Source organism: Bacillus sp. FSL K6-3458, assembly GCF_038005045.1.
In the GTDB taxonomy this organism is placed as follows: domain Bacteria; phylum Bacillota; class Bacilli; order Bacillales; family Bacillaceae; genus Bacillus; species Bacillus altitudinis.
This window is the reverse complement of record NZ_JBBOSI010000001.1, coordinates 1,827,288-1,851,745: the sequence shown is the minus strand read 5'-3', so window position 1 is coordinate 1,851,745 and position 24,458 is coordinate 1,827,288. Positions and strand designations below refer to the sequence as shown.

30 protein-coding genes and 2 riboswitches are annotated in these 24,458 nt (G+C 42.1%); of the genes, 3 read left to right on the top strand and 27 right to left on the bottom strand.

Features of this window, described 5'->3' with window-relative positions:
- Window positions 1-49: 49 nt before the first annotated feature.
- The 21 genes from MHH23_RS09935 to MHH23_RS09835 form a co-directional block, all read right to left on the bottom strand.
- A complete protein-coding gene (locus MHH23_RS09935) occupies window positions 50-946 on the bottom strand; it encodes a polyprenyl synthetase family protein (RefSeq protein WP_196760493.1) in 897 nt (298 codons plus the stop codon).
- Window positions 930-1,190, bottom strand: a complete 261-nt coding sequence (locus tag MHH23_RS09930; RefSeq protein WP_003215880.1) for an exodeoxyribonuclease VII small subunit — start codon at window positions 1,188-1,190, stop codon at window positions 930-932. The genes MHH23_RS09935 and MHH23_RS09930 overlap by 17 nt, the downstream gene beginning before the upstream one ends.
- The gene (gene xseA, locus MHH23_RS09925) at window positions 1,174-2,532 is read right to left on the bottom strand and encodes an exodeoxyribonuclease VII large subunit (RefSeq protein ID WP_024718864.1); all 1,359 of its coding nucleotides are present in this window, start codon (window positions 2,530-2,532) and stop codon (window positions 1,174-1,176) included. Before xseA ends, MHH23_RS09930 begins: the two co-directional genes overlap by 17 nt.
- Window positions 2,533-2,602: 70 nt before the next feature.
- Window positions 2,603-3,454: a bifunctional methylenetetrahydrofolate dehydrogenase/methenyltetrahydrofolate cyclohydrolase FolD gene (gene folD / locus MHH23_RS09920; RefSeq protein ID WP_007501171.1), complete on the bottom strand. Its 852-nt coding sequence runs from the start codon at window positions 3,452-3,454 to the stop codon at window positions 2,603-2,605.
- Window positions 3,455-3,465: 11 nt separating this feature from the next.
- Complete coding sequence (gene nusB / locus MHH23_RS09915) at window positions 3,466-3,861, bottom strand: transcription antitermination factor NusB (protein WP_012010530.1); 396 nt, start codon at window positions 3,859-3,861, stop codon at window positions 3,466-3,468.
- A gap of 209 nt (window positions 3,862-4,070) precedes the next feature.
- Window positions 4,071-4,478: an Asp23/Gls24 family envelope stress response protein gene (locus tag MHH23_RS09910; protein WP_017357965.1), complete on the bottom strand. Its 408-nt coding sequence runs from the start codon at window positions 4,476-4,478 to the stop codon at window positions 4,071-4,073.
- Window positions 4,479-4,503: 25 nt separating this feature from the next.
- Complete coding sequence (gene accC, locus MHH23_RS09905) at window positions 4,504-5,853, bottom strand: acetyl-CoA carboxylase biotin carboxylase subunit (RefSeq protein ID WP_024718863.1); 1,350 nt, start codon at window positions 5,851-5,853, stop codon at window positions 4,504-4,506.
- An 11-nt stretch (window positions 5,854-5,864) separates the two neighbouring features.
- A complete protein-coding gene (accB, locus tag MHH23_RS09900) occupies window positions 5,865-6,347 on the bottom strand; it encodes an acetyl-CoA carboxylase biotin carboxyl carrier protein (RefSeq protein WP_019743732.1) in 483 nt (160 codons plus the stop codon).
- A gap of 193 nt (window positions 6,348-6,540) precedes the next feature.
- On the bottom strand, window positions 6,541-7,173 hold the full coding sequence (locus MHH23_RS09895; RefSeq protein WP_173408461.1) for a SpoIIIAH-like family protein: 633 nt from the start codon (window positions 7,171-7,173) through the stop codon (window positions 6,541-6,543).
- Window positions 7,173-7,808, bottom strand: a complete 636-nt coding sequence (spoIIIAG, locus tag MHH23_RS09890; RefSeq protein ID WP_370529232.1) for a stage III sporulation protein AG — start codon at window positions 7,806-7,808, stop codon at window positions 7,173-7,175. Before spoIIIAG ends, MHH23_RS09895 begins: the two co-directional genes overlap by 1 nt.
- A 28-nt stretch (window positions 7,809-7,836) precedes the next feature.
- Window positions 7,837-8,469, bottom strand: a complete 633-nt coding sequence (gene spoIIIAF / locus MHH23_RS09885) for a stage III sporulation protein AF (protein ID WP_024718859.1) — start codon at window positions 8,467-8,469, stop codon at window positions 7,837-7,839.
- 14 nt (window positions 8,470-8,483) lie between these two features.
- Window positions 8,484-9,677, bottom strand: coding sequence for a stage III sporulation protein AE (gene spoIIIAE / locus MHH23_RS09880; RefSeq protein WP_017357967.1), 1,194 nt, complete (start codon window positions 9,675-9,677; stop codon window positions 8,484-8,486).
- A gap of 19 nt (window positions 9,678-9,696) precedes the next feature.
- Entirely contained in the window at window positions 9,697-10,110 is a 414-nt protein-coding gene (gene spoIIIAD, locus MHH23_RS09875) for a stage III sporulation protein AD (protein WP_087978339.1), read from the bottom strand.
- Window positions 10,107-10,313: a stage III sporulation protein AC gene (gene spoIIIAC / locus MHH23_RS09870; protein ID WP_003153142.1), complete on the bottom strand. Its 207-nt coding sequence runs from the start codon at window positions 10,311-10,313 to the stop codon at window positions 10,107-10,109. The genes spoIIIAD and spoIIIAC overlap by 4 nt, the downstream gene beginning before the upstream one ends.
- Before the next feature lie 19 nt (window positions 10,314-10,332).
- Window positions 10,333-10,848 (bottom strand): stage III sporulation protein SpoIIIAB, encoded by a 516-nt coding sequence (gene spoIIIAB / locus MHH23_RS09865; RefSeq protein WP_340937024.1) that lies wholly within the window; start codon window positions 10,846-10,848, stop codon window positions 10,333-10,335.
- Window positions 10,842-11,765 carry a stage III sporulation protein AA gene (gene spoIIIAA, locus MHH23_RS09860; RefSeq protein WP_024718857.1) on the bottom strand — a complete coding sequence of 308 codons (924 nt, stop codon included), beginning with the start codon at window positions 11,763-11,765 and terminating at the stop codon, window positions 10,842-10,844. The genes spoIIIAB and spoIIIAA overlap by 7 nt, the downstream gene beginning before the upstream one ends.
- A 66-nt stretch (window positions 11,766-11,831) precedes the next feature.
- Window positions 11,832-12,113: a YqhV family protein gene (locus MHH23_RS09855; protein ID WP_017367580.1), complete on the bottom strand. Its 282-nt coding sequence runs from the start codon at window positions 12,111-12,113 to the stop codon at window positions 11,832-11,834.
- A gap of 375 nt (window positions 12,114-12,488) precedes the next feature.
- The gene (gene efp, locus MHH23_RS09850; RefSeq protein ID WP_007501192.1) at window positions 12,489-13,046 is read right to left on the bottom strand and encodes an elongation factor P; all 558 of its coding nucleotides are present in this window, start codon (window positions 13,044-13,046) and stop codon (window positions 12,489-12,491) included.
- A 25-nt stretch (window positions 13,047-13,071) separates the two neighbouring features.
- The gene (locus tag MHH23_RS09845) at window positions 13,072-14,133 is read right to left on the bottom strand and encodes a M24 family metallopeptidase (protein ID WP_007501193.1); all 1,062 of its coding nucleotides are present in this window, start codon (window positions 14,131-14,133) and stop codon (window positions 13,072-13,074) included.
- Window positions 14,130-14,573, bottom strand: a complete 444-nt coding sequence (gene aroQ, locus MHH23_RS09840) for a type II 3-dehydroquinate dehydratase (protein WP_007501195.1) — start codon at window positions 14,571-14,573, stop codon at window positions 14,130-14,132. Before aroQ ends, MHH23_RS09845 begins: the two co-directional genes overlap by 4 nt.
- A 109-nt stretch (window positions 14,574-14,682) precedes the next feature.
- Entirely contained in the window at window positions 14,683-15,210 is a 528-nt protein-coding gene (locus MHH23_RS09835; protein WP_035390792.1) for a YqhR family membrane protein, read from the bottom strand.
- A 221-nt stretch (window positions 15,211-15,431) separates the two neighbouring features.
- Between MHH23_RS09835 and MHH23_RS09830 the strand changes: the two genes are divergently transcribed.
- Together MHH23_RS09830 and MHH23_RS09825 are read left to right on the top strand one after the other, a co-directional pair.
- Window positions 15,432-16,388: a DUF1385 domain-containing protein gene (locus MHH23_RS09830; RefSeq protein WP_039165998.1), complete on the top strand. Its 957-nt coding sequence runs from the start codon at window positions 15,432-15,434 to the stop codon at window positions 16,386-16,388.
- Window positions 16,389-16,426: 38 nt separating this feature from the next.
- Complete coding sequence (locus MHH23_RS09825; RefSeq protein ID WP_024422959.1) at window positions 16,427-16,822, top strand: SA1362 family protein; 396 nt, start codon at window positions 16,427-16,429, stop codon at window positions 16,820-16,822.
- On the opposite strand, the gene MHH23_RS09820 is transcribed toward MHH23_RS09825, so the two are convergent.
- From MHH23_RS09820 to MHH23_RS09810, 3 genes are all read right to left on the bottom strand, one after another.
- On the bottom strand, window positions 16,819-17,694 hold the full coding sequence (locus tag MHH23_RS09820) for a patatin-like phospholipase family protein (RefSeq protein ID WP_041091753.1): 876 nt from the start codon (window positions 17,692-17,694) through the stop codon (window positions 16,819-16,821). The two genes, MHH23_RS09825 and MHH23_RS09820, sit on opposite strands and share 4 nt — an antisense overlap.
- A 300-nt stretch (window positions 17,695-17,994) precedes the next feature.
- The gene (mntR, locus tag MHH23_RS09815) at window positions 17,995-18,429 is read right to left on the bottom strand and encodes a transcriptional regulator MntR (RefSeq protein WP_003215946.1); all 435 of its coding nucleotides are present in this window, start codon (window positions 18,427-18,429) and stop codon (window positions 17,995-17,997) included.
- An 85-nt stretch (window positions 18,430-18,514) separates the two neighbouring features.
- Window positions 18,515-19,351 carry a lipoate--protein ligase family protein gene (locus tag MHH23_RS09810; RefSeq protein WP_017357972.1) on the bottom strand — a complete coding sequence of 279 codons (837 nt, stop codon included), beginning with the start codon at window positions 19,349-19,351 and terminating at the stop codon, window positions 18,515-18,517.
- A gap of 219 nt (window positions 19,352-19,570) precedes the next feature.
- Between MHH23_RS09810 and MHH23_RS09805 the strand changes: the two genes are divergently transcribed.
- The gene (locus MHH23_RS09805) at window positions 19,571-19,951 is read left to right on the top strand and encodes a rhodanese-like domain-containing protein (RefSeq protein WP_110487391.1); all 381 of its coding nucleotides are present in this window, start codon (window positions 19,571-19,573) and stop codon (window positions 19,949-19,951) included.
- A 39-nt stretch (window positions 19,952-19,990) separates the two neighbouring features.
- On the opposite strand, the gene gcvPB is transcribed toward MHH23_RS09805, so the two are convergent.
- Genes gcvPB through gcvT form a run of 3 tightly spaced genes read right to left on the bottom strand, consistent with a single transcriptional unit; the run spans window position 19,991 to window position 23,904 of the window.
- Entirely contained in the window at window positions 19,991-21,451 is a 1,461-nt protein-coding gene (gene gcvPB, locus MHH23_RS09800; protein WP_035390797.1) for an aminomethyl-transferring glycine dehydrogenase subunit GcvPB, read from the bottom strand.
- Window positions 21,444-22,790: an aminomethyl-transferring glycine dehydrogenase subunit GcvPA gene (gene gcvPA, locus MHH23_RS09795; protein WP_024718851.1), complete on the bottom strand. Its 1,347-nt coding sequence runs from the start codon at window positions 22,788-22,790 to the stop codon at window positions 21,444-21,446. Before gcvPA ends, gcvPB begins: the two co-directional genes overlap by 8 nt.
- Before the next feature lie 16 nt (window positions 22,791-22,806).
- Window positions 22,807-23,904, bottom strand: coding sequence for a glycine cleavage system aminomethyltransferase GcvT (gene gcvT / locus MHH23_RS09790; protein WP_340959423.1), 1,098 nt, complete (start codon window positions 23,902-23,904; stop codon window positions 22,807-22,809).
- Window positions 23,905-24,008: 104 nt separating this feature from the next.
- Window positions 24,009-24,104: riboswitch (glycine riboswitch) on the bottom strand.
- Between the two features lie 3 nt (window positions 24,105-24,107).
- Window positions 24,108-24,215: riboswitch (glycine riboswitch) on the bottom strand.
- Window positions 24,216-24,458: the final 243 nt, after the last annotated feature.

Here is a 24,458-nt window from a genome sequence, read left to right as displayed (position 1 = left end):
GTTTACAGTTTACCACAATTGCTCGAGGACCCTCAAATCTAGGCTGTTTTTAGTGATCTCGTGAGGCAATCAGATCGCATAAATCATGCAGCAAGTTTTGCTCCAACTCAAGATTTGAGACAATTTCTTTCGCACGAGTGATATGTTCATCCAGCTTTTCTTTTGCTCCTGAAAGCGTTAATAAAGAAGGATATGTCGACTTTTCATTTGCTGTATCGGAGCCGATCCGCTTTCCTATTTTCTCTTCGCTGCCTTCAAGATCTAAAATATCGTCACGGATTTGAAAAGCAATGCCAATATGATAGCTGAATTCTCTCAGCTTTTCGATCTCATCATCAGATGCACCTGCCAGTATCGCACCAGCAACCACACTAAAGGTGAGTAGCTTTCCTGTTTTGCGGGCATGAATCGATTCTAATTCAGAAAGAGGGATTTGTTTCTGTTCTGCTTCCATATCATCAAATTGCCCGCCAACCATTCCGAGTGCACCTGCTGATGTAACAAGTTCATCGATGATTCGAAGCTTTTGATCAGCAGGTACATCGTCAGATAATTGCGATGTAATGAGACGGAAGCTTTCAGTGAGCAGCGCATCACCTGCAAGAACAGCTGTTGCCTCGCCGTATACTTTATGGTTGGTCGGCTTTCCTCGGCGCAGATCATCATCATCCATACAAGGAAGATCATCGTGTATCAAGGAATACGTATGAATCATTTCCACTGCACAACCTACTGGTATACCGTCTTCTTCCTTTTTCCCATACGCATCTAAAAGAGCAAGAACAAGCACAGGACGCAGTCTTTTTCCGCCAGCTTTCAGAGAATAAAGCATAGAAGATTTCAGCTCTTCTGGAATAGACAATTCCTGCACATATGTAAATAAATAGTCTTCAATTGCTTGTTTTCGTGTTGTTAAAAATTCGTTTAAGTTACTTGTCACCAGCATCTGCCTCCTTCACAGAAAAAGGAGCCAGTTCACCGTCCTCTTTTAAAATGAAATCCATTTGCTTTTCAACATGCTGTAATTTTTCATGGCAAAGTTTTGAGAGCGTCATACCCTCTTGGAAATAGTGGATAGCTTGTTCTAGCGGTACATCGCCTTCTTCGAGCTTTCCCACAATCTCTTCAAGTCCTTTCATGGCCTCTTCAAATGTCATTTGTTCTTCTTTTTGTTTATTTGATTCTGTCATGATGATTGCCCTCCTTCTCAATAACCTCACAAATCAGACGTCCATCCTTCATTGTAATCGTCAGTTGATCCTTCGTTTCTACTTGATTCACACTTTTAATGAGCTCATCTTCTTTATAAGCTAAACTATAGCCTCTTTCCATGACTTGAAGCGGATTTAATGCATTTAGTTTACCAAGAACCGATTGGAACTGCGAATGAATTGTTTTCATTTGCACATTCATGCTCCGAACGAGCTGTTCGGTTTCATTGGCATGGCGTTTTTTCGCCTGAAGCAGCTGCTCTTTTGGATGAAGCGGCTTCAGTCTATATGTTTGGCGGTCAAGTTGACTGCGTTTTTGTTCCATTTGTCTTGTCAGCTGTTTTTGAAAACGATCAAATACCATATCGAATTGTTGCTCTTTTTGCTCTTGTAATCGTTTTGGAAATCGGAAAGCATAAGAGGATTGAAGTGCCACAAGACGGTCTTTTGCTTGTGACGTTCGATTTTTTACTGCTCTTGTTAACCGAATGTCGATTGATTTGATTCGTTCAATTAAATCAGCGGTGCTTGGAACAGCTAGTTCTGCTGCTCCTGTTGGTGTGGGTGCTCTCATGTCTGCAGTGAAATCACTAATGGTAAAGTCTGTTTCGTGCCCAACGGCAGAAATGATTGGAATGTCTGATGCGAAGATCGCTCTTGCGACTGCTTCTTCATTAAAGGCCCAAAGTTCTTCAATCGATCCTCCGCCTCTCCCGACAATCAAGACATCACAAAGCTGTTTTTCATTGGCTTCTTTAATCCGTTCCACAATCGAACGCGGAGCATTTTCTCCTTGGACTAATGCCGGAAGCACAATGATCTTGGCCTGCTGATAGCGCCGATTGATCGTGGTAATGACATCTCGAACAGCTGCTCCTGTTGGGGATGTAATGACACCAACAACCTCTGGATATTCAGGAATTGTTTTTTTATAGCGCTCATCAAATAAGCCTTCACTTGCTAGTTTCTTCTTCAGCTCTTCATAGGCAAGATGAAGAGCACCAACACCATCAGGCTGCATTTCTTTTGCATATAATTGATAGCTTCCGCTCGGTTCGTAGACTTGAATTCCGCCACGTACGAACACTTTCATTCCGCTCTTTGGTGAAAAAGGTAGCTTGGACGCGGAGCGCTGGAACATAACAGCTTGCATACGTGCATTTTCGTCCTTTAAGGTGAAATAAACATGACCTCTTGAATGAATCTTCACATTTGATAACTCACCTTTGATCCAAATATCTTCTAAATGAGGGTCAACATCAAATTTTCTTTTTATGTATTTTGTAAGGGCTGTGACCGTCACAAAGGCTTTTTCACTCATGACGTATTCCTCCTCTTCAAAAACGCACATTCATCCACCGGCAGCACGCAGGTGGATGAATGGATCAAGCTTATGATAATGTACGTTTTGCTGATTTAACCGTATTGTGTGCAAGCATCGTAATTGTCATTGGACCCACTCCGCCAGGGACTGGTGTGATGTAAGAAGCTTTTTCTTTTGCTGCTTCAAAGTCAACGTCGCCTACAAGTTTCCCTGTTTCTAGACGATTGACTCCTACATCAATGACAATAGCGCCTTCTTTAATTTGGTCAGCTTTAATAAAGTTTGCTCGACCGACGGCAACAACTAAAATGTCCGCTTTTAACGTATGTTCTGAAATGTTCGCCGTTCTTGAATGACAGTAGGTGACGGTTGCATTTTCGTTTAATAGCAATTGTCCAACTGGTTTGCCGACGATATTGCTTCGTCCTACAACGACCACTTCTTTGCCAGAGAGATCCACACCTGTTTTGTTCAATAATTCAACAATACCTGCTGGTGTGCAAGGGAGGAATGTGTCTTCCCCAAGTAGCATTTTCCCGATATTCAGCGGATGAAAACCATCTACGTCTTTCTCTGGTGAAATTCGTTCAATGACGGCTTTTTCAGAAATATGTTTTGGCAGTGGAAGCTGAACAAGAATTCCGTGGAATTGATCATTCGCATTGTACTGATCAATCATCTTTAGCAATTCCTCTTCTGTTAAAGAAGCATCTAAATGATCAAGCTGGAAATGCATGCCCATGGCTTCTGCTGCTTTTTTCTTCCCGCGTACGTAAGAAAGTGAAGCCGGATCATCACCGATTAGAATAACGGCAAGACCAGGTGTGACTCCTTTTTGTTTTAGCTCTTCTACTTCTTTTGCTAATTGTTCACGCTTTTCTTTTGCTGTTTCTTTCCCATCGATGATTGTTGCTGTCATGTCGAATCCTCCTATTGCTGCTTTAGGTCGTTTTTAATGTTTGAAAGTACACCATTTACAAATTTCGGCGCCTTATCGTCACCGAACAATTTAGCCAGTTCAATGGCTTCATTCATTGAAACACTCACCGGGATATCTTCTTGATATACCATTTCGTACACAGACAGCCTTAAAATGGCTCTGTCTACGTTCGCAATACGATCAAGTTTCCAATTCACAAGATGCTGTGAAATCATGTCATCGAGCTTGTCCTTTTGTTCGAGCACACCGAAAACCAGTTCCTCGAAAAAAGGATCTGATTCTTGTTCATCCAGCGCATGTGTAATGGCCTCTTTCGGATCAATATTGCTGACATCAATTTGAAATAATGTTTGTAGCGCCTTTTCTCTTGCAGTTCTTCTTTTCATTATTTACTCCTTTAACCACTTTATCCGCTTGTCGTTAAGCCATACAGAGATCATAACATATTTTGACCGCAGTCGCACCAAGATCCATGCGAGCTGTGACGAAAAACGAATCACTCCATGCGTGACGTAATCATCATGTGGAATTTTCCCAAAAATGGGGTTTAAAAAACCAAAGAGGCAATGCCTCCTTGGTTTCACTTCAACCCTTTTTACATTTCTTGATCAACTTCAGCTTCAGCTGTTTTTGTATCAAATTGAATGCCAACGACATGAATGTTAATTTCATTAATCGTTAAGGCCGTCATGTTTAAAAGGGTTTGACGGATATTTTCTTGAACAGCAGTGGATACCTTTGGAATGGATAGGCCAAATTCAACCACACAATACACATCAATTGTGATGCCTTCATCAGAGACATCTACTTTCACACCTTTACGGTGATTTTTCTTCCCAAAGCGTTCTGCCACATCAGCAGCGAAGTTGCCGCGCATTTCCGCAATTCCTTCGACCTCTGATGCAGCGATCCCAGCAATGACTTCAATCACTTCTGGCGCAATTTGCACTTTTCCCAATTGATCTTCATCAAGGTTCATTTCAAGCAAATTGTTTTCTGACACGATCATTCACCTCCAAAAGCTGTTATTATTTCATAATTTGATACGTTTCTAAAAACTTCGTATTAAAATTACCGCTCACAAATGTTTCGTGCTCTAGTAATCTGAGGTGGAATGGAATCGTTGTGTAGACTCCTTCAATGACGAATTCTTGCAGCGCACGTTTCATTCTTGCAATTGCTTCTTCTCTCGTTTTACCATATGTGATCACTTTCGCAATCATACTATCGTAATATGGCGGAATCACATAACCAGGATAAGCGGCAGAATCAATACGTACTCCTAAACCGCCTGGCGGAAGGTACATTTTAATTTCACCAGCAGAAGGCATGAAGTTTTTCTCAGGGTTCTCTGCATTAATACGACATTCAATCGCCCAGCCTTCGTATACGACATCCTCTTGCGTAAGGGAAAGCTTTTCACCTGAAGCTACTTTGATCTGTTCTTTGATCAAATCAACACCAGTGACCATTTCCGTTACAGGATGCTCTACTTGGATACGTGTATTCATTTCCATGAAGTAAAACTTCTCTTCATTATAATCGTAAATGAATTCAACCGTTCCGGCACCTGTGTATTCAACAGCTTCGGCTGCTTTTACGGCTGCTTCACCCATTTGCTCACGTATATCTGCATTTAGTGCAGGTGATGGCGTTTCTTCCAGAAGCTTTTGCATTCTTCTTTGGATAGAACAATCACGTTCACCTAAGTGAATGGTATTTCCATGCTGATCAGCAAGGACTTGAATTTCAACGTGTCTAAAGTCTTCAATGAATTTCTCCAAATAGACACCTGGGTTCCCGAAGTTTTGTGCTGCTTCCTGCTGCGTAATGGTGACACCGTTAATGAGCTCTTCTTCTGTGCGAGCCACACGGATACCTTTACCACCACCGCCTGCAGTTGCTTTAATAATGACAGGATACCCAATACTAGCTGCTGTTGAAACAGCATCATCAAGATCTTTTACAATTCCTTGAGAACCAGGGACAATTGGAACTCCAGCTTGCTTCATTGTTTCTCTTGCCACATCTTTCGTTCCCATTTTGGAAATTGCTGACGCAGTTGGTCCAACAAAGATGACATTACATTCCTCGCAAAGCTCTGCAAAGTCTGCATTTTCAGCAAGGAAACCATATCCTGGATGGATGGCATCTGTACCTGTTAGTTTTGCGACACTGACAATATTTGTCACATTTAAATAACTATCTTTTGAAGCAGTCGGTCCGATGCAATATGCTTCATCAGCCATTTGAACATGCAGCGCATCACGATCCGCTTCAGAAAATACCGCAACTGTTTCAATTCCAAGCTCTTTACAAGCACGGATGATTCTAACTGCGATTTCTCCTCTGTTTGCAATTAATAGCTTTTTAATCATGATCGTACTCCTTACTCTGCTTTCACTAGAAAGAGGGGTTGTCCGAATTCTACAAGCTGACCGTTTTCAGCTAATACTTCGACGATTTCGCCTTTTACTTCTGCTTCGATTTCATTAAACAGTTTCATCGCTTCAACGATACATACAACTGAGTTTTCCTTCACTTTAGAACCTGTTGTCACATATGGATCTGCTTCTGGTGAAGAAGAAGCGTAAAATGTGCCAACCATTGGGGATGTGATTTTATGCAGGTTTTCAGACGCAGTTGCCTCTTGTGCAGGGGCTTCGGTCTGAGCTGGAGCTTGTGCTTTAGGAGCTTGTTGAGCTGGAGCTGCTTGGACAGGAGCCACTGGTGCTTGTGCCGCAACTTGCTGAACGACTTCTTTATTTTTCTTTAACTTGATTTTTGCGCCTTCATTTTCGTACGTAAATTCATCAATTGTTGATTCGTCAATTAATTTAATTAGTTCATGAATCTCTTCAATTTTTAACATGGATTTGCACCCCTATGTATGGATTTATCTTTTTTATAGGCTAGTACTAAAAGTACATACTATAACCATCTTACAGGAGGATTTCGTTGAATTCAACTATTAATGTGATGAGACACCTCGCGCAAGCACCTGAAAAAGGGCGTCAACCCGCATGAAAAAACGCCCTTTTCAGAAAAGGGCGCTTGTGCATTTTTTATTGATTCGATGGCTCAAAAGTGACGGCTACGTTATCAAGCCCTCTCATTTCTTTTGTGACCAAATCAATAATATCTGCTGCTTGGGACTTTGATTTTTTATCAGAACGAACCGTGATGTTCACTTTATCTCCTTCTGCACTGACGAGCGCATCTTTATATCCTTTTGTTTTGATTAATGTCTCCAGCTGACGCTCTGTTCCTTCTGCCTCACTAAGCGCTGTCATTTGATCATAAGCTTCACTTTTTTCTTGCGCTGTTGCATCATCGCTAGACACGATTTCGTTATACTCTTCACGCTGCTTGCTGCGCTTATCTTCCAGTTCAAGTCTGTAGGTTGTGAAAAGTTCATCGTCGGTCTGCTCTGATACAGCCTTTCCTTCTTCTCCACTTGTTTCAACATCTTCTTGTTTCGCATTGGTTTCTTTGTCAGTTGATTTCTCTTCTGCGTTCTTTTCGGTTCCTTTATCAGTCCCTTTTTCTGGCTCAGTCTTTTTCTCTTCCATTCCTTTTGATTTTGTATCTTCTACTGTCACAGCATTCTCACCTTGTGGGGACATGATATAGTACACACTTAATACGACAACTAAACTTAGCATCGTTAATAGCCAAACCGTTTGTTTTTTTAACATCATTCCGAATCCTCCTTGATTTTTTTAGGGGCAACAGCCACTCTATGGCTCGGTACATCAAGCACTCGTGTAACCGCTTCAATGATGGTTTTCTTTATTTGAACGTTGTCTACTCCTTGAGCAACAACGAGGACACCTCGAATGTCTGGCTTTTTCGTTTGGACAACAACAGGTGTTTCTTCATTGCCATTTTTAATAATGACAACCTCTTCTTCTTTTGTTTGATCCGTGACACTTCGCACGCCGCCTTCTTTGTCTGTTTCCTCGGTCGTAGTGCTTTTATTGGATTTGTTTTTTTCAAACACTTTTAAAGAAGTTGCGTCTACATTTACCACGATGGATACATCCTCAACACCAATGATCGTTTCTAAAATCTCTTTCAGCTGATTTTCGTATTCTTGTTCAACATCCTCTATCGAGTTGTTTGACTTACCTGAAGAGGATGGTTTGAACACCGCCTGCTCTTCTGAGGATGTTTTTTTAGACGCAGGAACAGCAGCCTCTTGTTTGCTTGATGGCGGTGACAAAATTTGACTGACTAACATGAATGACACGCCGATGATGAAGACAAGCAGTAAGTAATGGTGCTTCGTTAATTTTGGTTTCCCTTCACCTTTTTCAGGTGCTTGGAACATTGATTTCAGTTTTTGTCTCCAGTCCTTGTTATTCATGATCTGCTGCGTCACCTCCCTCAATGTTGAGCGCAATGTGTTCAGGCCGTGTATTCCAAACATCTGCAAGCGTCTCTTTCACCCTAGCCATCTCTTTTGCTGATGTCTCGGCGCTTTCCTCCTTTTGCCTGGAGAGATCAATGTCGACCTTTGCCACCGTTTCTACAGCATCACCTGTGAGCGGGACAAGGACTGCTTTGATGCGAAATTGATCTGCCTCCATATTCTGATCAAGGTGCTCCTCATCTGCCAACACTTCTACGTGTTTCATTTCATAGCTCTCCTTCTCCAGTGGCTCCTTTGCGCTTTTTTCTAGTTGGACAGCCATTTGCTTTAAAATATATGCACGCTGTGAAGCTTGTATTTCTTTTTTTTCTAAATTCATCTGATTTTTTATTTCTTCTGATTGCGCTTGGTCCTTCCCTTTCATGATTTCTGAGAAAATTTGGTCCGGATCTGCCCGGAATAACGCAAAGATCGGATTGAGCATCACGACAATTAACAATAAGCTGACGACCATTTTTGCATACTTCTGCATGCTTGAATTGGGAAGCAAAAGATCAATCACAATCGCAAATAAAATAAATAGGATAATACTTGTGATCCATTCTGTGAGAAAACTCAAATGGTGTCCCCTCCTTACTTCATCATCATGGTGAGGTTGCCAGCTGTGATGATAACGGTAATGCTTAAAAAGAACATAAGCGATACAACAGCTAATGCAGCAAATATATAAAGAACACTTTTTGAAATGACATCAAGGCAGCTAATAATCGGCCCGCCCCCTAATGGCTGAAGAATCGCAGCGGCCAGTTTATAAATCAGAGCGAGCGACAGCACTTTAATCGCTGGGAAAGCCGCAATTGAAATCAAAATGGCGACGCCTACAAGGCCAACCGTATTTTTCAGCAGCACAGAGGCGCTGATAACGGTATCTGTCGCATCAGTAAACATTCTGCCAAGGACAGGGATGAAATTTCCGGTAATAAACTTGGCTGTACGAAGAGCGATTCCATCAGTGATAGCAGCAGATGCCCCCTGTACAGAAATGACGCCGAGGAATACAGTTAAAAAAACAGCGAGCCCGCCAATGGCGACATTTCTTAACAGCTGGGCAAGCTGGGTCACTTTGTATTGTTCGGTCAATGTACTAACTATGCTCAAGATCGCTGATAAAAAGATGAGCGGAAGAACGACATATTGAATAAAAACACCGCTCGTGTTCATTAAAAACAAAATCACAGGATGAAAGAATCCGGCTGAGACAAGCCCGCCTGATGAGGCAATAAGTGCTAATAAAAGAGGAATAAGAGCAAGAATAAAACTAGTCATCGTTTGAATGGCTTCTGTTGCATAAGAGATCGCAACATGAAAACTGTTTAATGCAATAATGATAAGCACCATATAAACAAGAGCGTATGCAACTTTACTAACAGTGCTTTGCTCAAACGCATTTTGCAAAAGCTGCAAAAGCGAACAAAAGATGGTGAGTAATATAAGTGTGCCTAAGAGCTTTCCATTGGCAATCAGCTCATGAAACAGATAATGAACAAAAGCCTTCAGCCACGTTTGGGGAGACAGCTCTTTATCGCCATCGATCATTTCCTTCACTGTACCTTTTTGGCTTTCAGGCAGAAAGCCGCCATACTCGTCCAATATCGTTTCCCAAAAGTCACTGATAGAATGAAGCTCCAAGGCATCAGCCTGTCCACCCGCAACTTCTTCTGCGACCGGTTCTTCACTTGATAAAGGCACACTTTCTTCTGCACCTGCATACGGAACGATCATCCAAAAGAACATCATAAACCCCAGCACAGCTGTCACCCGTTTCATCATCATCACCTCTTTTCCATCAAGTCATGGACGGGATCATACCTAGGATCGTCTCAATGATGACCGTTAAAATCGGTACCGCCATGACCAAAATAAGAATCTTGCCGCCAAGCTCTATTTTTGAAGCGATGGCGCCTTGTCCAGCATCCTTTGTGAGCTGGGCACCAAATTCTGCAATATAGGCAATGCCAATGATTTTCAAAATGGTTTCCACGTATTTCATATTGACGCCTGCACTTGCTGCAATTTTTTCAATCATGGAGATAATGGCATAGATTTGATCGATTAAATAAAGGAAAATGACACACCCAGTAAACACAACAAGCATAAAGGCGAAGGTTGGCTTTTGTTCTTTGACGATTAATGCTAGAAAAGTAGCGATTAAACCAAGTCCAACAATTTGAATAATTTCGATTTGTAAGCCCTCCCCTATCCTTGAAATAGAAATACGGCTTTAATCTTCTTAAACAAATCATCCACAATGGTAGCAACCATAAATAAAATGTAGATAAATCCAAGCAGTGTGACCCACTGTGCGTACTCTTTTTTCCCCATTTGATCTAAAATCGTATGGAGAAAAGCCACGACGATACCCACTCCCGCAATTTGGAAAATGACGTTTACATCAACGCCCATGCTCTCGACTCCCTTCCTCTCACATCAATAACAGAATCAGTAGTAACCCACTTAGAAAACCAAGACTTCTCACCATTTTTTCATTTTTCGCTTGGGCAACTTCAGCTTCTTTTTCCTCTGATTCCAAATGGCCTAAAGCTAGCTTGATATATTTTTGTTGAGCCGTCACATCATGCTGACCAAGGGTTTCTCCAAAGTGCTTCAGCGCCTCATATTCGCCTTTTTTTAATACGGTTTTTTTCCATACATCCTCTAGACTTTCATTCCATGCATGCCTCGCAGAAAAGGTTCCGACGTTGAGTTTTTCTGCAAATTGTTCAAATAGCCGATTCACAGGCGGTCCTACTTGGGACGCAATTTGCTCAGCAGCTCTAGCTAAAGGTGTTTGACCATACATAATTTCAGCTTCAAGAGATTGGAGTGCAAACCGGAGCTGGCGGATTTGCTTTGGCCGATCACTGTACCGCTTCGCAAACTCGAATCCTCCCCATGTCGTAGCCGCAACAATGAAAATAGCACCAATAAGCTTTAACATACGTCCACTCCCCGCCTCCGCTTCAGCTCTTGTCCCTCTTGGTCAAATATCCGTCCGATCGTGCCAGGCCCTTTTTCTCTATTTAATTCCACATATCGATCAAACACACGAAGCTGCCATAACGGTTCAAATGATGGCCGTTTAGATAAGTCTTCAAGAGAATACCCATGAGCTGAGACGATAATGGTGACTCCAGCATGGATTGCTTCTAACAGTGCCTGTACATCTTCACTTTTTCCGATTTCATCGACAATGATGACTTCTGGGCTCATGGATCTGATCATCATCATTAACCCTTCAGCCTTTGGGCACGCATCAAGTACATCAATCCGGTGCCCAAAAGAATGCTGCGGCACTCCTCTTATACAACCTGCGATTTCAGAGCGTTCATCTACAATCCCTGTTTTTCTAGGAGAAATGGCTGTTGTTCCTGTACTGACAAGACGGGCTAGATCACGCAGCAATGTCGTTTTCCCGGTTTGCGGCGGACCTATAATCAGTGTGTTACACCAATGTTTTTCATATAAATAAGGGAGAAACGGCAGAGCAATTCCGATCTTCTCTTTTGCGATACGAATATTAAATGAAGAAATATCTCTTAAGCCTTTGACGAATCCATTTTCGACGATGACCTTTCCAGCAAGCCCAACCCGATGTCCGCCAGATATGGTGATATAGCCCTGTTTTAACTCTTCCTCCAGTGTGTACATGCTGTAATTACTGAGCCTGCCTAATAGCTGAGCCGCATCTTCACCTGTTGTATAATAGGAAAGAAAGCGGGGTTTTCCTCCTTGCATCAGCTCAATTGGGCGATCGGTGCGAATGCGGATTTCTTCTATTTGCGCCCACTCTGCTTCTTTTAACATGCTGAGTTCTTGTCCAATTGAGTGCGGGAGAATATCCAACAAACTCCGCAACGAATTCCCCTCCTTTTTTTCTTCTCTAAAATGTATGATGCATGCCGTTAATTATGCCAAGCCATTTCACTTATAAATTCCAACAAGAATAAATACGACACCAATGAAAATAAACACAAGCTTCGCATAGGATAACTGCCCTGCAATTTGGTAGATTCCAATCGTCATCGTAATAATAAAAATGAGCGGCCCGATGATCGCTAATATACTATTGATGACAACCGCTTTACGCACATCATTTGTCACTAAAATGAGGATGGCGGCCGTCAGTTCAATCGCGGCAGATAAAAACCTCATCCCTGCCATGGCAGCGACTGATGGGTGTATACCCGGGAGAAATTGTTTCATATAGAACCTCCAGCTTTTTTTACACTATATGCTTCACTAGCTAGAAGTAGTCTTGTTTTTCAAAAGGAAGAGAGATGGATGAGAGAATAGAGTAAGGGGTGTCATAACGAGGCGTCCTATTTTTCAAATAAAAAAAGACTGTAAACACGAAGTTTACAGTCTCAGATAGTTGACAAAGGGCTAAAATGAACTTGATTTTAGCCCTTTGTCTTCTTTTCAGCGTGATAGAAAACCTTTGAAGTCTAGGAAGGACGAGTACTGGCGCGGAGCGAATTTCACATTCGTGAGCACCAGCACGCAGGACTGACAAAGAATGCGAGGGTTTGCCTACACGCTGAGACTGTAAACACGAGGTTTACAGTCTCTCTCCGTTCATTACGCTCTTGAAACGTATGAACCGTCAGATGTATTGATCACTAGTTTATCACCTTGGTTCACAAAGAAAGGAACGTTCACGATTAAACCAGTTTCTGTTTTTGCAGGTTTTGATCCACCTGATGTCGTATCACCTTTAATACCAGGCTCTGTTTCTACTACTTCTAGTTCTACAGTGTTTGGAAGTTCTACTCCAAGTGTTTCATCACCGTACATGACGATTTGAACAGACATATTTTCAAGCAAATATTTCAGCTCATCTTTGATTTGCGCTTCGCTTAGTTCAAGTTGTTCGTATGAGCTTGTATCCATGAATACATGCTGATCGCCATTTGCATATAAATATTGCATTGTTTTTGTTTCAATTTGAGCTTTCGCTACTTTTTCACCTGCACGGAATGTTTTCTCTTGAATCGCACCTGTACGCAGGTTACGCAGTTTCGAACGGACAAACGCTGCGCCTTTTCCTGGTTTTACGTGTTGGAAATCCACTACACGCCAAATACCGCCGTCCACTTCAATTGTCAGGCCTGTACGAAAATCGTTTACTGAAATCATTTTGTCATCCTCCTACATTTCACCATCATAATATGATAAGTTCTTTCGGTGAGTGGGTCAATCGTTTATTGCCGTCAGCTGTCAGGACAATATCATCCTCAATTCTCACGCCGCCGACATCCGGCAAGTAAATGCCTGGTTCAACTGTCACAACCATTCCCTCTTCTAACACGACATCTGAGCGTGAGGAAAGGCCAGGTGCTTCATGTACTTCCATACCAAGACCATGTCCAGTCGAATGCCCGAAGTATTGACCGTAGCCATACTTTTCAATGATGTCTCGTGTGATGCGATCAGCTTCTTTTCCTGTTAAGCCTGGCTTGATTTTATCCACACCAGCGTTTTCTGCTTCTAATACGATATGATAAATTTCCTTTAATTTGTCGCTTGGTGTTCCTACAGCAATGGTTCTTGTCATGTCTGAACAATAGCCTTTATAGTAGGCACCGAAATCCAGTGTCACCAAGTCGCCAGATTCAATCACCTTTTCGCTCGCTCTCCCGTGTGGCAGGCTTGAACGAACGCCAGAGGCAACAATCATATCGAATGAAGATCCTTCTGCCCCTTCTTTTCTCATGAAAAATTCAAGCTCGTTCATGACCGCAATTTCTGTCAGGCCCGGCTTGATGTACGTGAGAATATGATCAAAGGCATGATCTGCAATCTTCGCAGCTTCCTCTAATATCTTAATCTCTTCATTAGACTTAATCAAGCGCAACTTTTCAACTGATTCCGAGACTGGAACAAGCTCGATACCGCTTGCTTTCCCCGAGTACTGCTGGTAGGTGGCAAATGTCATATGGTTTTGTTCAAAACCAAGACGTTTCACCCCAAATTCGTTTGCCGTTTGGACAGCAGTTTCCACAATGTTTCCTTTATGTTCAATGATGTCATAGCCCTTTACTTGATCCTTGGCTTGCTCCGTGTAACGGAAATCCGTAATAAAGGCGGCTCGATCCTTTGAAACGATGGCAAGACCGGCTGATCCAGTAAAACTCGTCATATAATGTAAATTAAAGCTGCTTGTAATCACTAAACCATCTATGTCTAATTCGGCTAAAAGTTTTCTTAGTTTTTCAAGTTTCATGATACTGCTCCCCCTTCACTGACTAAATAACGAATCGCCAATTTATATCCTTCTAAACCAAGTCCAACGATTTGACCTTGGCATACTGGAGCAAGAACCGAATGATGGCGGAATTCCTCTCTCTTATGAACATTTGTGATATGTACTTCGATGACAGGTAACGTAATACTTGCAATGGCATCTCTCAGTGCATAGCTATAGTGGGTAAAAGCACCCGGGTTAAACACGACGCCATCGTACTGATCTTCTGCTTCATGGAGCGCATCGACCAAATCTCCCTCGTGATTCGATTGAAAGAACGTCAATTGAATATTTGCTCTTTCTGCAAACTGAAACAAATCCGTTTCTAAATCTGTTAATGTTTTACTTCCATAAACTCCTGGCTCTCTCTTGCCGAGCCTATTTAAGTTGGGCCCATTCAGCACTAGAAAATGAGGCATATGACCACTCCTTCACCCTAATTCACTCTATATCGATGTCTGTTTCTTTTTCCTTAGAAACCTTTCGTTTCCAAAAATAATTTTATCATATGAATGGTGGATTTACACTTTATTCTGTCTTTTTCCCGAGTGCCCTTGCAAGCTTCTGACTCGTTAATTCATTGTATTCAAATGAAATACTGTATCCGACAAACATGCCATATAAAATATATAGGCAAAATGTCGTCACAATGGTGCTTTGCTGCAAATCTTGCACTTGCTTCACATCGGGGAATATAGGATTAAATACATAAAAAACAAGCAGCCATAAAATCGCGCCATAGATCAGCCCCATCCAAAAACCTTTGATCCGTTTGAGCAGTCCATAATAAATAAAGGCTGCTCCAATAGATAAAATCCCTAAAAGTACAATACTCATAAATGTACCAAGTCCGCCTTTTTTCCATTCACCAAGCACAAATGGCTGCAACAGCATATTTGGACTCACCTCTGAAAAATGAAACATATGGGTCAGAAATCCGATAAAGCCCCAAAAAACTCCGCCGACAAAACCTGTGGCTGCTGCCCTTGCCACCATTGAAGACGTTTGTACTGATTGATTTTTTTCTTCTTGGTTTTTCTTTTCATCACGTTTCATATGAACACCTCCAGCAAGTAGTATGTCCAAAATGTCATGAAAAAAAAGGATTTCCGTGCGAGAGTGTAAAATTTTTATAACAGGGTATACTGGCTAAAAAGAGGTAGATAGAATTCTAGTAGATAATCGACCTGTGAGCTAGTGATTTCCCCTCTTTTCCTGTACAATAAAGGTATAAGGAAATGCATGTAAATTACAGGAAACAGGCAGGTTGATGAAATATGTCCAATCAAACAAAACCTCCAGCATATGGAGGGCAGGCAGTTGTGGAAGGTGTCATGTTCGGAGGTAAAAAGAACTATGTGACAGCGATTCGGCGTAAGGATGAGTCGATTGAGTTTTTAAAGCTTCCCCGGACCTCCAATAAACGAACCGCCTTTCTTAAGAAAATCCCTTTTGTCAGGGGTGTTGCTGCACTTGTTGAAGCAAGCGCAAACGGCAGTAAGCACTTAAACTTCTCCAGCGAGCGCTATGACTTAGATCCTTCTGAAGATCATTCTCTTGAAAAAGAACAAAAAAGCTCGAAATTATCAATGATCTTTGGCATTGCTGTGATCGGAGTTCTCTCTCTTCTTTTTAGTAAATTTGTCTTTACTTTAGTGCCTGTCTTTTTAGCCGAACTTGTGCGTCCGGTGTTTTCTGGAAACTTCGCACAAATTGCAGTGGAAACATTCTTTAAATTGATCCTGTTATTAGGCTATATTTACTTTATTTCCATGACCCCTTTAATTAAAAGGGTATTTCAATATCATGGGGCAGAACATAAAGTCATAAACTGCTATGAACAGAATCTTGACATCACAGTGGAAAATGTCCAAAGCCAATCTCGCCTGCATTATCGATGCGGCAGCAGCTTTATTTTATTCACTGTCATTGTCGGCATGTTCGTCTATTTACTCGTACCGACAGATCCTTTATGGGTGAGAGTTCTGAATCGCTTGGCGCTTATTCCGGTTGTTCTGGGCATTTCATTTGAAGTGCTTCAGCTCACAAACAAACTCCGTGACGTGCCAGTGCTTAAAGTGCTTGGCTATCCTGGCCTTTGGCTGCAATTGCTCACAACAAAAGAACCCTCTGATGATCAAGTCGAGGTAGCCATTGCAAGTTTTAATGAACTTCTTCGTTTAGAGGAAGCATCTGCGAAACAAGCATCAGATTCTGCTCATCAAGTGATCTAGTTTATAAATCCGGTAAATTCTTTCGGAGGTGGACAGTTATGAATCGCCGAGTACATCCTGCTTTTACCATTATTTTCGCTTTAGGTGTTTTGGGATTTGTGTATTTACTCACAACGAATCCAGGCAGACTCTTTACGATGCTGCTATCAGTTGTGATCATTGGAGCGGTTCTATTTTTCTTATTTAGATGGCTGATGAATCGAAGAACTGGAACAGAAGGAAATCTTTATCGTAAAGCAGTCAAACAATCAAAACGTCGCTACCAGCAGCCTAAACCAAAAACGAAAAGCCAGATGAAAAATCGGGTCACTCATTTGCGAAGCGTGCCGACTGACCACAAGTCTAAGCCCGTCCTTCTCAAAAAGAAAAGCCAAACACATTTGACAGTCATTGAAGGCAAGAAAAACAAAAAGAAAAATCGCGCCTTATTTTAAAATGTCCAGCTCTTTAAAAATTGCTCGGCCTTCTGTCTGCCTAGATCGACGAGCGCCTTTTTCTTTTCTGTCATGAGATGAAAATCAGTGGCAATGACGTGTTCTACAGGGATAAAAATAATATGACGTTCGTGTTTTGTGGCAATATGTCTTTCGTCATGAGCACCACGCATCGTTTCAAATAGAGCGCCAAACAGTTCAAACGCATTGCGGATGGAATGTTGAGGGCGTTCTTTTTCGTTTGGCGTTAATGTGACACCGACAAACGGTCTTTTTTTCTCTTCAGCAAAAAGCCAAATCGGAAAGTTGCTGAGCACGCCGCCATCCACGATGGTACAAATTCCTTTTGAAGACCTCAGTTTGACAGGTTCGAAAAAATACGGCAGACTGCAGCTCATCCGAATGGCTCTGGCGACAGAAAACCGTTCTGGATTTAACCCATAGGAAGGAAGGTCATCTGGAAGGACAAGGATTTTGCCATTTGTTAAATCAGAAGCGACGATTTTGAGCGTATCTTTTTTCAGATCACCGAATACGGTGACGCCTTTTCGTTTTAACACGTCCGTCAGCCATTTTTCTAGACGGTCACCTTTGTAAAGGCCAAGACGCCAATAAATAGACACCCACCTGAGCATTTTAAACGGGATGAATTGACACCTTCGATCAAGCAATTGATGCTCATCCATTTCGTCTAACAGCTCCCGAATCTCCTGACTCGTAAAACCCGCTGCGATGAGTGAAGCAATGATCGCTCCCGCACTTGTTCCAGCGAGACGGACAAATTGAAATCCTCTTGCTTCAAGCGCTTCATAGGCGCCTGCAAGTGCTGCACCCTTAATGCCTCCACCTGAGAACACACCATCTATCTTCATCAAGGAGCCCCCTTTTCTGTCACACTATTAATAGTGTAGGAGCATTTGCCTTTCATTAGAACTATATTCAAAAAGGACACCCTTCGCCAGGTGTCCTTTCAGCGTGTAGACAAACCCTCGCATTCGGTGTCAGTCTTGCGCTCCGGTGCTCACGAATGTCAAATTCGCTCCGATGCTCGTCCTTCCTAGACTGCAAAGGTTTTCTTTCACGCTGAAAAGAAGACAAAGAGCTAAAATAAAGTACATTTTACCCCTTTGTCTACAATTTAAAAGGACACCCTTCGCCAGGTGTCCTTTTTCTTAAGATTCTTGATTTGTTTGTTCGTTTTTCTTTTGAATCGCTTTCAGCTGAACGGATCGCTCATCGTTTTCTTCAAAGAATTGGACGAGGTCGCCGATGCGGTCAATGCTGTTCCAGCTGAGATGATGCTCAATACCTTCTACATCATCATAAATTTTCTCTTCATCTACACCAATGATTCTTAAAAATTGCTCTAGCAGTTCATGTCTGTATACGAGACGTTTTCCAATTTTTTTGCCTTTCGGGGTTAAAATTAGACCACGATATTTCTCATAAATGAGGTATTCATCTTTATCTAGCTTCTGAACCATTTTTGTTACAGAGGAGGGATGGACAGCGAGGGCTTCTGCAATATCAGATACTCTTGCATATCCTTTTTCTTCTATCAGCATATAAATTTGTTCAATATAATCTTCCATACTAGGTGTAGTCATAAAACCCCTCCAAAATGCACCTTTACTTAATAATCATAACAATTCTACACCATCGCCCATTAAAAAACAAGAAGAGTCCTTCGTCTTAACGCTTGTAATTCCAATCATCTGTGGCGTATTTCGTTTTGGCGAGGTGATGAACAAATGCCAACTCTTCATCTGTCAGCTCATAAGGCACAAGCTCGATATTTAATCCTTTTTCAAACCCTCGTTTAAATGCAACACGCGCATCGTCTATCGTACATGTTCGATCTGAAATTTCATTGATCGCCACCGCTTTGTTTTTAAAGCTGCGCTGCATCCGCTCTCTCACCCGGTCGTTTGGATACAGAAATAAATCAAACAATTTGTCCTCATCAAGATCAATTAAAATCGAGCCATGCTGGAGGATCACACCTTTTTGTCTTGTTTGCGCACTGCCTGCTACTTTTCTGCCTTCTACAACAAGTTCGTACCATGAAGGCGCATCAAAACATACAGACGATCTTGGATTTTTTAAGCTTTCTTTTTCTTTTTCTGTACGAGGAATGGCAAAATACGCATCGAGTCCCAGTTCTTTAAAGCCCTCTAAAATCCCTTCTGAAATGACGCGGTATGCCTCTGTCACCGTCGCTGGCATCTCTGGGTGCTCTTCTGACACGATCACACTGTAGGTCAATTCCTGATCATGAAGAACACCGCGACCTCCTGTAGGCCTGCGGACAAATCCAAGACCATAGCGCTCAACCGCTTCCATGTTGATTTCTTTTTCAACATGTTGAAAATATCCAACAGATAATGTCGCTGGATTCCAACCATAAAAACGGATCACAGGCGGGATCAGCTTCTCGCTATGCCAATAAAGCAAGGCTTCGTCCATGGCCATGTTAAAGGCAGGGTCTTGGTTTCCTGTATCAATGAAACACCATTTCTCTTTTTGCATATAAAATCCCTTCTCTTTTACGTAGTCAATGTTAGATAATGGTGGTGACCACCGATTTTCTCTCTTCATCAGTCTATCAAATAGGGAAGGAATTGAAAATAATTCTTACCATTTATGATGACAAGTTTCTTTTGCTTTACTATAATAGTATTTGTCTAAAACGTACCATCAGACAGGTGACTGTGCTGATGCTCAAGAAGGAGTCGAGTCGTATTGCCAATATTCAACTATATCGTCCTCGCACTTTGTGGACTTTTCGTTCTTTATTCCATCGGCAGTTACATTTATCAGCAGCGCATAATGAAAACGCTGACGGAAGCAGAATTTATCAAAGGTTACCGCAAAGCCCAACTCATTGATGTGAGAGAACCAAATGAGTTTGAAGGTGGACATATTTTAGGCGCAAGAAACATTCCCCTTTCACAATTAAAGCAGCGCAAAAATGAAATACGCCCTGACAAGCCTGTTTATCTCTATTGCCAAAATAATTTGAGAAGCGGAAAAGCTGCTCAAACGTTACGTAAAAATGGCTGTCGTGAGATTTATAATTTAAAGGGCGGCTTTAAAAAATGGGGCGGCCGCATTAAAACAAAGAACTAACAAAAAAGACTCTGGGAGCTATTGCCCCCATGAGTCTTTTTATTTTCTTTCAAAAACCAGCACTGGATTCCGTGCAGCCTTTGTTTCATCCATTCGTTTCACAACGGTTGTATGTGGTGCTTCCTGTACGATTTCTGGGTTCTCTTCCGCTTCTTTTGCAATTTGAATCATCGCTTCAATAAATGCATCAAGGGTTTCTTTTGATTCTGTTTCAGTTGGTTCAATCATGATACATTCCTCTACATTTAGTGGGAAGTAAATCGTTGGCGGATGATAGCCAAAATCAAGTAATCGTTTGGCAATATCAAGTGTCCGCACACCTAGTTTCTTTTGACGTTTACCTGAAAGGACAAATTCATGCTTACAGTGGCGGTCAAATGGCAAATCATAATGAGCACATAAGCGGCGCATCATATAGTTTGCATTCAACACCGCATGATCAGTTACAGCTTTTAAGCCGTCTGGTCCCATAGAGCGGATATACGCATACGCTCTGACATTGATACCAAAGTTCCCATAGAACGGTTTCACACGGCCAATAGATTCTGGACGATCGTAATCAAAGAAATAACGACCTTCTTTCTTCACAAGCACTGGCTTTGGCAAATATGGAATCAAATCCTTTTTCACACCAACTGGACCTGAACCAGGGCCTCCTCCTCCGTGTGGACCTGTAAAGGTTTTATGAAGATTTAAGTGAACCACATCAAATCCCATATCCCCCGGTCTTGCTCTGCTTAATACAGCATTTAAGTTCGCTCCATCATAATAAAGCTTCCCGCCTGCTCCGTGAACGATTTCAGCCATTTCTAAAATATTTTCTTCAAAAAGGCCGAGTGTATTTGGATTTGTGAGCATGAGAGCCGCCGTTTCTTCATTGACAACACGGCGCAGGTCGTCTAAATCGACAAGCCCATGTTCATTAGATGCCACCGTAATCGTTTCAAATCCTGCTACTGTTGCAGATGCGGGATTTGTTCCATGAGCAGAATCAGGCACGATGACTTTTGTTCGTTTAAGATCTCCTCTTGCTTCATGGTATGCACGAATCATCATGAGCCCCGTCCATTCGCCATGTGCTCCTGCCGCAGGCTGTAATGTCACGGCGTCCATTCCTGTAATTTCTTCTAAATGGTCACCTAAATCATAAAGTAACTCTAATGCACCTTGCACAGTGTCTGCCTCTTGAAGTGGATGCACATGCGAGAAACCTGCAAGACGTGCCACCTTTTCGTTAATCTTTGGATTATATTTCATCGTACAAGAGCCTAGAGGATAAAAGCCAGAATCGACCCCGTGATTACGCCTAGATAATGCTGTGTAGTGACGCATAATATCCAGTTCAGAAACCTCTGGCAGCTTAGCATCTTCATGGCGGATATACGCTTCATCAAATAAATCTGGGAGCTTCTCCTCAGGTACGTCTAAATCAGGCAGGCTGTAACCAATTCTTCCTTCTTTGGATAATTCAAAAATAAGCGGCTGATCTTGTTTATTCATGACGATCCCCCAATTCCTTGATGAACGTATCAATTTCTTCTTTTGTTCTTAGTTCTGTCACAGCGACGAGCATATGCTGCTGAAGCTCTGGATAATCCCGTCCCAAGTCATATCCGCCGATGATTCCTTTTTTAAGCAATCGCTCATTCGCTTCTTTCACAGGTTCATTCAGTTTCAACACAAATTCATTAAAATGAGCACCCTCTATTTCAGCCTGTAACCCATGTTTTTCTGCCTGCGTCTTGGCATAATGGGCCTTTTGTACGTTTTGATAGGCAATGTCTTTGATACCTGTTTTCCCAAGCGCCGTCATCGCAACAGAAGCGGCTAACGCATTTAATGCTTGGTTTGAACAAATATTTGAAGTCGCTTTGTCTCTTCGGATATGCTGCTCGCGCGCTTGAAGGGTCAGCACAAATCCTCGCACACCGTTCTCGTCTTCTGTTTGCCCTACTAAACGCCCCGGCACTTTCCGCATTAATTTTTTCGTCACAGCGAAATATCCACAATGAGGTCCGCCAAATGCAGCTGGAATGCCAAATGGCTGCGCATCACCAACGACAATATCTGCCCCAAGCTTTCCTGGTGGTGTCAGTAAACCAAGTGCAAGCGGGTTACTTGAGACGATGAATAAACTTTTCCCTTTATGTGCAATCGGTTCAATGTCCTTTAATGGTTCAACAACACCGAAGAAGTTTGGGTATTGTACAAGGACCGCTGCTGTTTCGTCGCAGACGGCTTCTTCTAATGCAGCTAGATCGGTCTGACCTTTTCGCGCAGGTACCTCGACGACTTCAATATGCTGTCCTTTCGCATATGTTTTCAGCACCGCTCTTGATTCAGGATGAACCGTCTCAGATACCACAATCTTTTTCTTCTTTGTATGTCCTGCTGCCAGCATCGCCGCTTCAGCTAATGCCGTTCCGCCATCATACATCGAGGAGTTGGCAAGATCCATGCCAGTCAGCTCAGCAATCATTGTTTGGAATTCAAAAATTGCCTGCAATTCACCTTGAGAAATTTCAGGCTGATAAGGTGTGTACGCTGTATAAAATTCAGAACGTGAAATCACATGGTCGACAATCACAGGCTGGTAATGATCATACACACCAGCACCTAAAAACGAGGCATAAGCCACTGTATCTTTATTTTTTGCAGCAAGACGAGACAATTCCCGCACTAGCTCTGTTTCAGATGCGGCTTCTTTGATGTTGTACGCACCTTTGAATCTGACTTTCTCTGGGATATCTGAGAAAAGCTCATCAATTGACTGAACACCGATGACATCCAGCATTTCTTTTTGATCTTGCTCTGTTTGCGGCAAATACCTGTGCTTCATCCTCTATTCCTCCTCGTTATTTGGCTCTTTTATAAAATGGTGTAGCGACGATTTTGGCTTTTAGACGTTTTTTACGAACTTGCACTTCCACTTCTGTCCCAAGCTGCGCCTCTGATGTTTCAATCAAGGCAAGCCCAATATTTTTCTTTAATGTTGGAGATTGTGTACCGGTTGTGACTACACCAATCTGCTTATCTCCTGAGAAGACCGGATAGTCTGTCCGCGGAATCCCCTTATCTATCATTTCAATCCCGACAAGCTTTCGCTTCGGTCCTTCTTCTTTTTGTTTTTTAAGTGCATCTTTTCCGATAAAATCTGCTTCTTTATCCGTTTTTACAGCAAAACCAATGCCGCCTTCTAAAGGAGAAATATCCTTCGTGAGCTCTTGGCCATAAAGCGGGAGTCTTGCTTCAAATCTTAAGGTGTCACGTGCACCGAGTCCACATGGGATCAGTCCTTTCGGCTGTCCAGCTTCTAATAAAGCGGTCCAAAGGTGAACAGCATCTTCTGACTGGCAGTAGATTTCAAAGCCATCTTCTCCTGTATAGCCAGTTCTTGAGACAAGCACCTCTTTTTGCGCAATTATTGCTTTTGATAAAAACGTAAATGGCTTCAGTGATGTTACCTCTTCATCCGCAACATCTTTGATGATGTCAACAGCAAGAGGTCCTTGAAGGGCTAACAAGGCGGTTTGATCAGAGACATTTTTAATGAAAACGTCTTCCTCACCTTGATATTTCAGCAGCCAATCCACATCTTTTTCAATATTTGAAGCATTGATCACAAGTAAATAGTTGTTCTTTTCTTTTTGGTAGACAAGCAGATCATCCACCGTTCCGCCATCCTCATAACACATGGCTGTATATAGTGCCTTACCGTCTGTCAGCTTTGACAGATCATTGGTTAATAACCTTTGTAAAAAAGGAAGGGCTCCCTGACCTGTGACTTCCACCTCACCCATGTGAGACACGTCAAACAGCCCTGCTTTTGTTCGAACAGCTTCATGTTCTTCTTTAATGGAAGAAAATTGGACAGGTAATTCCCAGCCCCCGAAGTCAATGGTTTTTGCGCCAAACGTTTCATACGCATGAAAAAGCGGTGTTCGTTTCAACATCAATCGTTTCCCCCTTTTTTCTTACAGTGCACATCACAAGCTGAATTTTCAGAAAAAAATCACAGCAAAAAAGGACAGAGCGCTCCCTTTTATCAAAAAGAAGTCTCTGTCCTTGCACCTGAAAGTTTACAGCACAACATCATTGTGCGTTTTCCCCTTTGGTGGTTTGCTAAAAATCGCTGCGCAAACACTCTCCAGAGTTGCGTCCGGTAAGAGTACTTTTGCCTGAGAGATTCACTGAACCAATTCAGCTTGCTCCTTCGGCGCCTGTCAGTGCAAAATAACCGCTAGGTCTCTCCCCATACCATCATCCGCTCATATTCTTCACCTTTACTGGACATACTATCAAAATGGGTGACTTATTCTCTAGATCACTTACCAACATCCTACCATTAGAAATGGATGAAGAGCAACAGAAAAATCATTAACATTTTTAAAATAATCATTCATTATCGTTCGCTTTTATTGATATATAACATCTTTTAAATCGCTATGAAAAAATGAAGCGTTTAAAAACAGAACGATTTTATCATCACTCTACCAGAAAGGCAGGC

Coding starts and splice junctions, on each gene's coding strand:
- MHH23_RS09820 (WP_041091753.1), bottom strand. CDS start 17,694: ATGAAGATAGATGGTGTGTTCTCAGGTGGAGGCATTAAGGGTGCAGCA.
- gcvPA (WP_024718851.1), bottom strand. CDS start 22,790: ATGAAGCACAGGTATTTGCCGCAAACAGAGCAAGATCAAAAAGAAATG.
- MHH23_RS09855 (WP_017367580.1), bottom strand. CDS start 12,113: ATGAAACAATTTCTCCCGGGTATACACCCATCAGTCGCTGCCATGGCA.
- MHH23_RS09825 (WP_024422959.1), top strand. CDS start 16,427: ATGAATCGCCGAGTACATCCTGCTTTTACCATTATTTTCGCTTTAGGT.
- folD (WP_007501171.1), bottom strand. CDS start 3,454: ATGACAGCAACAATCATCGATGGGAAAGAAACAGCAAAAGAAAAGCGT.
- MHH23_RS09895 (WP_173408461.1), bottom strand. CDS start 7,173: ATGTTAAAAAAACAAACGGTTTGGCTATTAACGATGCTAAGTTTAGTT.
- aroQ (WP_007501195.1), bottom strand. CDS start 14,573: ATGCCTCATTTTCTAGTGCTGAATGGGCCCAACTTAAATAGGCTCGGC.
- gcvPB (WP_035390797.1), bottom strand. CDS start 21,451: ATGAATAAACAAGATCAGCCGCTTATTTTTGAATTATCCAAAGAAGGA.
- MHH23_RS09810 (WP_017357972.1), bottom strand. CDS start 19,351: ATGCAAAAAGAGAAATGGTGTTTCATTGATACAGGAAACCAAGACCCT.
- mntR (WP_003215946.1), bottom strand. CDS start 18,429: ATGACTACACCTAGTATGGAAGATTATATTGAACAAATTTATATGCTG.
- MHH23_RS09935 (WP_196760493.1), bottom strand. CDS start 946: ATGCTGGTGACAAGTAACTTAAACGAATTTTTAACAACACGAAAACAA.
- accC (WP_024718863.1), bottom strand. CDS start 5,853: ATGATTAAAAAGCTATTAATTGCAAACAGAGGAGAAATCGCAGTTAGA.
- accB (WP_019743732.1), bottom strand. CDS start 6,347: ATGTTAAAAATTGAAGAGATTCATGAACTAATTAAATTAATTGACGAA.
- spoIIIAE (WP_017357967.1), bottom strand. CDS start 9,677: ATGAAACGGGTGACAGCTGTGCTGGGGTTTATGATGTTCTTTTGGATG.
- MHH23_RS09845 (WP_007501193.1), bottom strand. CDS start 14,133: ATGAAACTTGAAAAACTAAGAAAACTTTTAGCCGAATTAGACATAGAT.
- gcvT (WP_340959423.1), bottom strand. CDS start 23,904: ATGTTGAAACGAACACCGCTTTTTCATGCGTATGAAACGTTTGGCGCA.
- MHH23_RS09930 (WP_003215880.1), bottom strand. CDS start 1,190: ATGACAGAATCAAATAAACAAAAAGAAGAACAAATGACATTTGAAGAG.
- spoIIIAG (WP_370529232.1), bottom strand. CDS start 7,808: ATGTTCCAAGCACCTGAAAAAGGTGAAGGGAAACCAAAATTAACGAAG.
- xseA (WP_024718864.1), bottom strand. CDS start 2,532: ATGAGTGAAAAAGCCTTTGTGACGGTCACAGCCCTTACAAAATACATA.
- spoIIIAB (WP_340937024.1), bottom strand. CDS start 10,848: ATGTTAAAGCTTATTGGTGCTATTTTCATTGTTGCGGCTACGACATGG.
- MHH23_RS09835 (WP_035390792.1), bottom strand. CDS start 15,210: ATGAAACGTGATGAAAAGAAAAACCAAGAAGAAAAAAATCAATCAGTA.
- spoIIIAC (WP_003153142.1), bottom strand. CDS start 10,313: ATGGGCGTTGATGTAAACGTCATTTTCCAAATTGCGGGAGTGGGTATC.
- MHH23_RS09830 (WP_039165998.1), top strand. CDS start 15,432: ATGTCCAATCAAACAAAACCTCCAGCATATGGAGGGCAGGCAGTTGTG.
- efp (WP_007501192.1), bottom strand. CDS start 13,046: ATGATTTCAGTAAACGATTTTCGTACAGGCCTGACAATTGAAGTGGAC.
- nusB (WP_012010530.1), bottom strand. CDS start 3,861: ATGAAAAGAAGAACTGCAAGAGAAAAGGCGCTACAAACATTATTTCAA.